1 protein-coding gene is annotated in these 1,298 nt (G+C 38.8%); it reads left to right on the forward strand.

What is annotated here, in order from left to right; genetic code table 11:
* The first annotated feature begins 180 nt into the window (after positions 1-180).
* The gene (locus tag HCZ42_RS21660; protein WP_167422728.1) at positions 181-1,116 is read left to right on the forward strand and encodes a hypothetical protein; all 936 of its coding nucleotides are present in this window, start codon (positions 181-183) and stop codon (positions 1,114-1,116) included.
* The last annotated feature ends 182 nt before the right edge of the window (positions 1,117-1,298 follow it).

Genomic DNA, 1,298 nt, shown 5'->3' on the forward strand with positions numbered 1-1,298 from the left:
TTTGGGTAAGTCGTAAAGGCATATAACAAACAATTTAAGAGGGATTCCCAACGCTTGGCATTTTTGCTTCTACTTCAGTTCTAGTGTTTATGGCACAATGCTTTAGGTTGGGTGGTAGCGTTGCTCACCCCTTAATTGGGCGTTATGAGCTTATAAAAATAATTAGTATAGGAGTAATAAATGTCAGATGTGGCAAATTTGGAAGATATGACGGCATCATTGTCAAAGCCGTATGTAGCGACAAGGTCAAAGCTTGGTAGTACGACAAAACTAATAGAACATAAGTTTACCTGTAGTTGTCGTGAACTGCTTGGATTACAAGCTGCAATGGGAGAAAAACTGAGGTATCTAAATCCAACAAAGGCTGGTTTTCAATTTCTTGTTAGTTTTACGGATAGTACCCACTATGAGAATACAAACCTTGCAGAGCTAGAAAATGTAATTTCTAGCTCGGACAAATGCGTTGACAAGGTGATTCTTAACTGGGTCATTGCCCATGAGTTAGATGGCATAGAAAATGAAATGCAAATAACGGTTCGTATTGCGAACCCGGTAAATCCACTCACATTATTCCAAGCTGCACTATCGAAAGACCATTCAGAGTTTGATAACTTAGATTTTGAGCTGGGTGCTGTTTCTGTTTCTGTTAATGGAGCAACCCAAAATACTTCAGAGGAAATCTTCAGTATTGTTAGTCGCTGGGCTAAAGCTGCTCCAAACCCTCAATCATTTGTTACGATTCATCAAAAAATTCAAAATAACCTACCTCGAATTTTTATTTTGAACGACTGGGTTTTCCCTATGTTGTTTGTTTTGGGGTGTTTCTTCTGGTTAAAATCACTGCCTGTCTCTGATGTGCAACCATATAGCCTACTGGCTTTTTGTTCATTTATGTTTGTTAGAAGTGCAGCGACTAATTTCAATAGCAGAATAGAGATATGGGCTAGAAGAAGCCAAGTATATAGTATTTTTAACATTACTGGTGGTGACAAAAATAGACAAACTAAAGTAGCCGCACGCTCTCAGAATAGCACTTTAAAGTTAATTGGCTCGGTTATCCTATCATTCATCGTAAATCTTATTGCTGGTGGTGCTTTATACTATCTGACCAAATGAGCACGCTCATAACAAAGCGTTTAAGACAGATTCCCAACGCATGGCATTTTTCATTCCATCGTTGGGCTTCGTGTTTACGGTGTTATGGTTAGGTTTCGTGGTGGCGTTGCTCACTACTTAACGCGGCGTTATAACGCAGTAGAGTTCATCACACATATTAAGGATTGATATGGAAGAATATT

Source organism: Vibrio hepatarius (assembly GCF_011806575.1).
In the GTDB taxonomy this organism is placed as follows: Bacteria; Pseudomonadota; Gammaproteobacteria; order Enterobacterales; family Vibrionaceae; genus Vibrio; species Vibrio hepatarius_A.